This window comes from Bradyrhizobium cytisi (genome assembly GCF_008123515.1).
GTDB lineage: Bacteria > Pseudomonadota > Alphaproteobacteria > Rhizobiales > Xanthobacteraceae > Bradyrhizobium > Bradyrhizobium cytisi.
In genome coordinates, this window is record NZ_VSSR01000001.1 from 141779 (window position 1) to 151320 (window position 9542).

8 protein-coding genes and 1 pseudogene are annotated in these 9542 nt (G+C 63.9%); all 9 read right to left on the reverse strand.

Features of this window, described 5'->3' with window-relative positions:
* Positions 1-139: 139 nt before the first annotated feature.
* Positions 140-884: pseudogene (locus tag FXB38_RS00620) on the reverse strand (SDR family oxidoreductase).
* Positions 885-1197: 313 nt separating this feature from the next.
* Complete coding sequence (locus tag FXB38_RS00625; protein WP_148748844.1) at positions 1198-2202, reverse strand: ABC transporter substrate-binding protein; 1005 nt, start codon at positions 2200-2202, stop codon at positions 1198-1200.
* Positions 2199-4301 (reverse strand): adenylate/guanylate cyclase domain-containing protein, encoded by a 2103-nt coding sequence (locus FXB38_RS00630; protein ID WP_148748845.1) that lies wholly within the window; start codon positions 4299-4301, stop codon positions 2199-2201. The genes FXB38_RS00625 and FXB38_RS00630 overlap by 4 nt, the downstream gene beginning before the upstream one ends.
* 22 nt (positions 4302-4323) lie before the next feature.
* Entirely contained in the window at positions 4324-5322 is a 999-nt protein-coding gene (locus tag FXB38_RS00635) for a SphA family protein (RefSeq protein WP_148748855.1), read from the reverse strand.
* A 32-nt stretch (positions 5323-5354) separates the two neighbouring features.
* Entirely contained in the window at positions 5355-6296 is a 942-nt protein-coding gene (locus tag FXB38_RS00640; RefSeq protein ID WP_148748846.1) for an HlyD family secretion protein, read from the reverse strand.
* Positions 6296-6535 (reverse strand): DUF3302 domain-containing protein, encoded by a 240-nt coding sequence (locus FXB38_RS00645; RefSeq protein ID WP_148748847.1) that lies wholly within the window; start codon positions 6533-6535, stop codon positions 6296-6298. Before FXB38_RS00645 ends, FXB38_RS00640 begins: the two co-directional genes overlap by 1 nt.
* Positions 6536-6545: 10 nt before the next feature.
* Positions 6546-7577: a DUF1254 domain-containing protein gene (locus tag FXB38_RS00650; RefSeq protein WP_430640149.1), complete on the reverse strand. Its 1032-nt coding sequence runs from the start codon at positions 7575-7577 to the stop codon at positions 6546-6548.
* A gap of 20 nt (positions 7578-7597) precedes the next feature.
* Positions 7598-8899, reverse strand: a complete 1302-nt coding sequence (locus FXB38_RS00655; protein WP_246229579.1) for a DUF1254 domain-containing protein — start codon at positions 8897-8899, stop codon at positions 7598-7600.
* A gap of 121 nt (positions 8900-9020) precedes the next feature.
* On the reverse strand, positions 9021-9419 hold the full coding sequence (locus FXB38_RS43570; protein WP_430640150.1) for a hypothetical protein: 399 nt from the start codon (positions 9417-9419) through the stop codon (positions 9021-9023).
* Positions 9420-9542: the final 123 nt, after the last annotated feature.

Below are 9542 nucleotides of genomic sequence, written 5' to 3' on the forward strand. Positions count from 1 at the left end.
CCGGCTCGTCATACGGCGCAGACGATTACGCCGCACCAGCCGAGCCCGCGATAGGTCTCGTAGCCCGGCGTCGCGTGGAAGCCGATCATCGACCCGGTGCGGTCCCGGCCGATCCGGCGTTACTCTCCGTTGTGGGTCCTCACGGCTTTGCGAGCCACGTTGCGAGCGGCGTCTTCCCGAGCCGCGCCTCGCCGAGCGGGTTCAGCGAGGTGTCGTCGATCGGGGCGCCGTAATACTGCGCGCTGGGGTCTCCGACCACTGGACGATTGTCGCCGGACGCCTTCAGACGTCGCGCGACGAATTCATTGAAGGGGGCCTTCTCGGGGCCTGCGATATCGATCGTGCCGTTCAGCGGCCGTCCCGTTGCGACCTCGGCAAGGCTATCGACCACATCGTCGGATGCGATCGGCTGAAACAGCGCCGATGGAACGACGATCTTGCCTCCAGTCACGCCCGCTTCGCCGATGGCGCCGAGGAATTCAAAGAACTGGGTGGCGCGAACGATCGAGTAGGGCACCGAAGAGGCCTTGACGATGGTCTCCTGTGCGAGCTTGGCACGAAAATAGGGCGATGTCGGGCGAGCGGTCGGTCCCCACGATCGACAGCGCGACATGATGCTTGACGCCAGCTTTGGCCTCGGCAGCGAGGAGGTTCTTGCTCGAGCGCTCGAAGAATTCGAGCACGGCGGCAGGCTCCCAGGATGGTGAATTGGCGACGTCGACGACAACATCCGCGCCGGCCGTCGCCGCCGCGAGGCCTTCGCCGGTCACGGCGTTCACACCCGATCTTGGCGAGGCGGCTACGCTCTCGTGGCCCTGCTGCTTGAGCTTCGCAACGAGCTTGGACCCGATCAGCCCGGTTCCGCCGATCACGACAATCTTCATGACGTGTCTCCTCGACATTTCGGAACGCGAGTTGACCGATCCAGCGGATGCTCACGCTCTCACGTTGCTGAATGTGATGCGGGATGCATCCTAACAGAGTTGTTGGGCACGCTCCTGCCTGTAACGGCCCAGACTCGCCGGAAAATGCTCAGGAAACGTGCATTCCGAGAAAAATATTCCGTTTGGCTCGAACGAATGATGGTACGCCGCGCCCGAATATCGCTATTCGCGTTGCCGCGCATCAGCATGACGGCTTCAACGGGGATGGATCGAGTTCGAGGCGGTGGTGGCCGGGCTTGTCTTGAGCGCGCCTCTATCCGGCGGCCGCCAGGTAAAGCTGCGTGTCGAAGTAATCGGACGCGTGCAGCGCGCCAGTGACGCCGGCGTCCGTCATGAAAAAATCGCTGACCTCCTGCAACCATTTTACCACGGTGCCGTCAGCATAGAGCCGCCGCCATTCGCGCGCGGAGTAGAGTTTTTGCGCCTTGAGGGCTTCTGCGATGTCGGCAGGGCGCGAGGGCTTGTAGTGAGCCTGGAGCGCCTCCGCGGCCGCCGCAGGGTTCCGCACCATGTGGTCGTTCGCACCGATCCAGCCGCGGATGATCCGGCTCAGCACGTCCCTGTTCCCGGCATAATAGTCCGTCCGCGCCGCCCAGCCGCCGAGCACGGCGGATTGCGGATAAAAGGCGGAGGCATCGACCAGCTTCACGGCGTCGGGCAGCGCCTCGCGGACGGCGACATTGAATGGCACCCACAGTGCGATGGCCGGCACCTCGCCGGCAATGAACGCCTTGACGGCATCCGGCATGCTGGCGTTGACGATCTTCACCTCGGACGGGGTGATGTTGTTGGCGCGCAGCGCGCGGTCGAGAAAGATGTGCGCCGTGGTCTTCATGGTCGTCGCGATCCGCTTGCCCCTGAGATCGGCCAGCTTGTTCACCCCCAGCGACGGCCGGACCCAGAGCTGCGCGGTGGCGACCTCGATGTCATTGATGAGAAAGCCTCGGCCGCGGCCGAGCGCCAAGTAGTTGGAGATGACGCCGCCAGCCGAGGCGACGTCGAGCTCGTCCCGCATCATCGCCTCGAACACTTCGGGGCCGGTGTTGAATTCGTGCAGCTCGAAATCGATGCCCTCCCTGGCGAACGAGCCGCGATCGATGCCGGTCCAGATGTGCCCGTCCACGGCGACGACATGGACATAACCGAGCCGGACTTTTGCGCGGGCCTGCGCGATGGCGGGCGCGCGGAGCGCCGCAGCCACCGTCAGCGCAGCGCCATGGCGCAGCAGTTGCCGACGGCTGACTAGGCGAGCGCTCATGCCGCAGCTCCCTTATTCCCGGCCGCCGCGCGAAGACGCTGGGCGTGAAACTGCGCGATGCCATCCTTGGGATAGTCGAGCAGGAAGCCGGAGAGGCGGACCAGCGTGGTGTCGGCCGCACCGTCTTGCGCAATCGCTGCAAAAACCTCGTCCCAGCGCTGGCACATGATGATCTCGGCCTCATTGGCCTGCGCCAATTCGCCGCGCAGCTCGCTGACCGCGATCGGCTCGGCAAATCCCTTCGGCGTGATGCTGTCGACGCTGCGGAACAGGAACGCATGGCCCGCTCGCGCACGCACCACTGCGCTGACCAGCACGCGCGTGCCGTAGTTCTTGTTTAGGCCTTCCAGCCGCGAGGCCAGGTTGACGGTGGCGCCGAGCGCGGTGTAGTTCATCCGATCGCTGGAGCCGACATTGCCAACCACGGCGTCGCCGACATGCAGGCCGTACCGCGTCTCATAAGGCGGCCAGCCCTCCCGTCGAAACTCCTTGTTGAGGGCCTCGTTCGCCGCAAGGCAGGCGAGAACGGCGCGGCAGGCGTCGACCGTATGATCGGGATCGTCCGCCGGCGCATTCCAGAGCGCCATCACGGCGTCGCCGATATATTTGTCGACCGTGCCCTGGTGCCGCATGATCTCGTCCGAGAGCGCGGCGAAATAGCGCGAGGTGAAAATCATCACCTGCGACGGGTCAGCCCGCTCCGTCTTGGCGGTGAAGTCGGCGACGTCAGTGAACAGCACGGTGACCTCACGCCTGCTACCGCCGAGGCGGAGCGACGAGCCGGTCTCGATCAGCTGCCGCACGATCGGGCGCGGAATGAAGCTTGCAAAGCTGCTGACCACGCTGCGCATGGTGAAGACCGAGCGGCCGAGCTCCTCGATCTCGGCGATGGCGGAATGAATGCGCGGCCGTTCCGCGATATCGAAGCGCTGGATCGCGTCGGTTTCCTCGGCCAGCTTGCGCAGCGGCCGCGCCATCAGCGACCCCAGCCAGAATGCGAACGGCAGCGTGGCGCCGACGAAGGCCAGCGCCAGCGCGAACAGCGTGCGGCGCTCGTTGATGATCCGGGCGTAGAATTCGTCGAGCGGCGCGATCATCGCGAGCCGGACATTGGCCGAGCCGGCGGTATCGAGCCGGTGGACCGCCGCGATATAGGTCCGGCCGGCGTCGTCGTCGAAGAATTGTTGCGCCGGCCCGCCATCGCGCCAGGAGCGCATGATCGGGACCAGCGCGGGCAGCTTGAGCGCACCGATTTGCGGCAGGCCATCCTGCCGCTCCGGGATCTCCGCCATCAGGCGGCTCATCTCGGGATGGCCGACGATGCGCTCGGCAGCGTTGAACAGGAAGGCGAGCCCGGATCGGCCGAGCTTCTGCTGCGCCAGCATGTCCTCGAACCGGTTCAGCAGGATGTCGCCGGCGACGACGCCACGGCGGCCCTCCTTCAGCGGCGTCCGCAGCGTGTAGCCGGGCTCGCCCGTGGCGTAGAAGACGTAAGGCCCCGTCAGCAGCGTCTTGTCGTTCTTGAACGCTTCGACATACCAGGGCCGTTGCCGCGGGTCGTAGCCGGTGGGCCCGGCGACCTCCGCGACCTGGATGATGTTTTCCGACAGATATTGCGTGACCGGTGCGCTGCCGGCCGTGCGCGAGATCACGACCAGCCGGAACGCCGCATCCTGATCGACCTTCAGGCTCGTCCGGAACTCCGGCCTGGCGCGATCGATCACGTCCATCTCGATGAACGAGCCGTCCTCGTAGCCGACATAGAGATTGAAGAGCTGCGGGTTGTTGCGCAGCATCGCCGCCATCAGGCTGTACAACCGCGAATTGTCCGCGATATCGGCTTCCTGGATCGACGGCAGGGCAGAGAGAATGTCGAGATTGTCGCGGACATTCTTGAACTGCTCGTCGACGTGATCGGCACCCAACTGTGCCACCTTCTCGATGAAGCCGCTCGCCGCCGTCCGCGTGATCGAGGTGACGCGCTCGAAGCTGAGATAGACCAGCGTCAGGCCCACGAGCAGCACGACGCCAACGAACACCGTGATGATCGATGTCCGGAAGCCGATGCGAAGTGTGCCTCTGATCCAATCTCCTTCCATCAGAGCGTCCTGAACGCCTCCTCTAGTATTTGCGCACGATCGGCTTTGCGGAGGCCGGCTCCGGCGCCGCGGGCGAGATCGCGAACGTCACCCAGGTGTTCCAGCCCGATGGGCGGTTCTCCGCAGCGAACTCCCAATAGCCCTTCAGGTTGAGGTAGCCCTGCATGTCGCCGACCGGAAACAGGAAGCCGGCCTGCGGCCCGACGCCGGCGACACGCGAACGGAAACCGCCAAGCGCCGGCGGTGCCCCAAAATCGTCGGTCACCTGCTGGAAGTAGTAACCGACCAGCCCGAGCTGAACCTGCTTGGTGACGAAATGCGAAGCGCCCCAGTCGAGATGGAAGTCCATTCCGTTCTGGTATTGCGTGTCGGTGTTCTTGAAATTGTAGGTGAGGCCCGCGACCCAGGAGAATTCGTTGCCGGTCTGAGGATTGAAGTAGGTGTAGCCGCCGCCGAAATCGATCGCGCCGTGGCCGATGCCGAGATTGGCAAGCCGGGACGAATTGTAGGCGCCGATGGGAATGTCGCCCATGCCGTAGACCATGAGATTGTTGACGCCCATGTTCCACTTCAGCGCGACCTCCGGGATGACATCGCCGAAGGCGACGAGATCCTGGGTGCGATTGATCCCGATGGTGTTGCCGAGCGGTCCCGTCAGCGACAGCGCCGCCGAGGCTTCATTCCTGCCACCGACACCCAGCACGCTGACGGAGAGCTGCGCGCCCAGGACGGGTGTGGCGAACACGTAGGTCGGCCCGAAAAGGGCGATATCGCCCTTGCCGCTGATGCCGACGTCGACGCGGCCGCCACGCGGAAACTGCTGGCCCGCGCCGGAGCTGACGTCGGTATGATAGTAGACTGTCGCCCACGACCATCCCGGCGTGCCGGGCGCGGCGGCGAGGCTGCCGAAATTCCCGGGCAGCCAGAAGCTGATGCCGCCTTCATCGGCGAGCGCGGGCTGCGCCGCGAAAACCGTTAGCGCCAGCACGACCGCAAGCGCGCCTTTCCGAAAATTCTTCATCATGTCGCATGTCCCCATCGTCTTTTGTGCCTTCAGAACGGATTGACGTAGTTCAGGATCGCAAGCTGCCGCAGGATCACGCGGCGGACGACGTGAGTCGGCTTGACGTGATCGGTGTAGATCGCCGCTGTCCCGGCACTGCCGGCCGGCAGGCGCCGGGCGAATTCGGCGTCGTCGAGCCTGACGCGGACGACGAAGGGCGCGGCCTCGATTGCCTTCGGCATCACGGCGGAGCCCGAGGTCTGCGTTTGCCCGGGCGCGATCGCCTGGAGCACGCTCTCGACCTTGCCGGCAAAAATCTGGCCGGGCGCGAACTTGAACGTCGCCTCGACCTGCTGGCCGGGCGCGACGTAGCGCGCGTCGATCTGGTTGATCTCGACGCCGATGATGGTCGAGGAGGTATCGATGAAGGCCATCACCGGCGACAACGGCAAGGTGCCGACGCGCGCGCCCTTGCGCAGCGCGAGGTTGGTGACGTAACCGTCGGCAGGCGCGCGCACGATTGTCTTGTCGAGATTCCATTGCGCGGCCTCGAGCTGGCCCGAGAGTTGGTCCGCCTCCGACTGGCGCTGCTCGACGTCGAAGCCGCGGCCAGCGTCACGTTCGTAAAGCTGTGTCATCTGGCCGAGGCGCGTTTTGGCGAGCTTGAACTGCGCGTCGATTGCCTTGACTTGCGCCGCATAGGGCGTCGGGTCGATCTTGAACAACACGTCGCCGGACTTCAGCGGCGCGTTGGCGACCACAGGAACATCCGTCACTTCACCCGCGACGTCTGGCACGATCGAGACCGCGTTGCGCACGACCAGTGCGCTGCCTTGCGGCGCGCCCCATCCCATCGGGACCAGCAGGCCGAACATCACCAGCACCAGAACGATGAACGGCGAAACTTTCCAGAACAGATTGAAAGGCACCACCTTGAAATGAACCAGCAGGAACAGCAGCAAGAGATAGATGTTGAGGATCGCGACGGCCATCACGCGTCTCCGCTCTTGCGCGAGGGCACGTCGACATAGGCCCAGATGAAGGCGAGGGGCCACAGCGCGAAGCCGAAGAACAGCGTGATCCAGCCGGCGACCGTCACGGCCTGCGCATGGGGATGGCCGCGCGATTTCGCGATATGCCCGGGCAGCCAGCCGGCGATGCAGACCACGCCGATCGCGCTCACGAGCAAGATCACGAGCACGATCCAGGCGAAGATATCATAGCCGCTCATGGTTGATCCTCTAGCTGGCCGGCTGCGGCTCCGGGAATTTCCATTTGCCGTTCAGGATTTCGGTCCGCGGACGATAGAGCCGCACGGTGTAGTTCCAGCCCTTCATGATAGGCAGACAGTTCTGAACCTTGCCGTCGCAGCCGCCGAACTGAACGGCGATCGAGCCATCGGCGCTTTTCTTGCCGGTGATGCTGTTGATCGAGTAGGCGTCGTACGAATTCTTCTCGTAGTACCCCTCGGCATTGTAGAGGCTGACGGACCAGAACCCGTCGACCGGAACATTCTTCACGTCGAGCTTGTAGACCGTCGTGCCGTCGTTCTTCGCCGGCGTGACGTTGAGATAGATTGCATCCTTGTCGGGATTGCCACCCCAGGCCGCCGCTGATCCGATCAGGTGCCGGATGGGATCGACTTCGGCCTTGGTGCCGAACGCTTTCTTGAAGTCCGGAATGGTCGAGCCGAGCACCAGGAGTGCGTCGCGCACTTTCTTCTGGCTGGCCTGGTCCCAGTCCGGCGCCTCGAACGCGCCGGCAGTCTTCTGGGTGACCGTAATGGCGTCCTGGAGTCGGTGAACCGTTTCGATATCTTTCGGGTCGGCCGGGTCGACCAGCGTCCGGATCGCGACGGCGACATAGCGCGTGCCGACCTTGTCTTTCGAGAGCGTATGGCTGCCCTTGCCGTAGACGACCTCCGGCACATAGTGATCCTCATTGATGACCTGCATCGACATGAAGCGTTTGCCCGTGTCAGGCAGCGTGATCGTCACAGGCCCTGCATCGAGATCGAAAACGGCCGACGAATAGAGAGTATCGCGGTTGAGCCGGATCACAGTCTGCTTGTCGATCGCCGCCGGCTCGCGGCGGTGCAGAACCTTCCCGATTCCGCCGCTGTCCTTCAATATCCCGCGGAAATACAAATCGCTTTCGGCGCGGACAAAATTGTCGACGGTGATGGGGATCGTTTCCGGCGTGGGCGTCGCTGCGAACGCGACCGTACCGGTCACGGCGAACGAGACGAATGACAGGGTCAGGGTCGATTTCATTTTCATGATGTGACGTTCCCTCAATTCACCCGCTGCAGCGGCGGCGCCTTCCATTTCCCGTCGAGTGCCGCCGGTTTGGGCCAATACAGCCGCATGACCGCGAGGAAAGGTCCCTTCGGCGCGGGCAGCCAGTTTGATTCCTTGTCCGCGCCCGGCGACTCGTTCTGGACGTACAGCGTGATGCCGCCGTCGGCGTCGCGCTTGAGCGACGGCAGCATCGACGAATTGATCAGGTAGCGGTTGAGCGGATTGGCAAACAGCAGGCTCGCCGGCAGTTCGTACATCGTCAGCGACCAGAACGCATTGACCGGCGGCAGCTGGTTTGGCGCGAAGCGCAGCGTATAGCTGTGGCTGCCGTCCAGCTTCTGCTTGTCAGCATCGACAAAAGAGGCCGGATAGTAGGCCTCCTGCTTCGAATTGCCGTAGATGCCGAGCACGGCGGCGGACATGCGGCTCATGTAATTGTTCTTCAGAAAGGCACGCGTTCCAAAGCTGTCCGCACTTGAAACCTTGCCCGTGTCCACCTCCGTTTCCTTGTGGACCTTGAACGCGGCCCAGGCATCGGCCATGCCGTCCTGCAACGCCTTCTGCATGTCCGGAGACAACGCGTCGGAATCGAAGAGTTTACCCGCGCCGACGCTGATCCGGGCAAAGCGCGCCATCAGGGCCTTCTCGGACGGATGCGTTGGGCAGAACTGGAGAATGAAGTTCAGTTCCGAGAAGAATTGGAGCGAGGTTCGCTCCTGGTCGGTCCCGATCGGTTTGAAGAAATCGATCGCCGGCGCGGCCGGCGGCGCAGGCTTGCCAAGGAACGCCGAGAGCGGTTCGACCTTGTAGCCGGCTTGAATGTTCTTGACGTTGTCGATGTCGCCGGGATTGAAAAGCTGTGTACGGTAGAGCACGAACGCGAATTCCGTTTCGGACGGGATCACCGCCTTGATGCCTTTCGGCTTCTCGCCTTTCCATTTGGGTCCGGCGAGCAGATAGCTGCCGGCACCGTTGCCTGTGGCGCGGCTTCCCACATAGGCAAAATTGAACGTGTACATGTCGATGAACTGCAAAGAGTAGTAACGCCCTTTCTCAACTTCCGGCGCTGTGAGGACGACAGGCTCCGCGCGCAGATCGACCCCGACATAGGAATACGGCGTATCGGAATTGGGGGTCTGGATAGCCTTGTCTTCTGGCGTGTAGACACGCGCGTTATTGAAGATATGATTCCACGGCGCCTTGAATTCAGGGCTGCCGCGGTCGACGAAATAGGCGTACTGGACGCGGTAATTGTCCACGAGCGGGAAGCCGTAGATCGTGGCCTCCCTGGCGATTGCACGCGCCTCACTCGGAGCGACCTCTGGGCCTGAGCCGGTGCGCCGGGCGTCAGGAGTAACACTGAGCCAACGGCTGCGGCAGCGATATGCTTCGTCACCATCACGGTCCTGCTTGCGATCACTGGCAGTAATCCCAGAACCCTTGGGTCCGGGACGGATCGGTGTAGTACCAGCACATCCCCGGCGCGGGTGCCGCGCCGGCCCAGGCAGCAGCCGTGGCCGCTGAGACGAAACCGATCGCCGCACCGGCGGCGATCGCACCGCCTCGCGGCCAGTAATAGCGGCCGGGCCGCGCCCATCCACCGCGTCCGGCCACTGCCGTGGTGCGATGAACCGCGACGTTGCCGCGTGGTCCTCGCACGACGGTGCCGCCGCGATAGGCGGCGCCGCGCGGGCCGACCGCCGCGCCGCCGCGATGGACCACGGCTCCGCCGCGCGGCCCCACGGCCGCGCCGCCACGTCGGCCGGCAGCGCGCACCTCGACGAGGTCGGATGGTCCAGTTGCGCCCTGCTGGATCGCCGCCGGCTGAAGCGGCGCCGCCGATACCGTCCCTATCGGGAGAGAAACGCTGGTTGCCAATGCCAGCAAGCAGCCCGTCAGCCGAAAAGCTGTCTCTTATACACATCTCCGAGCCCACGA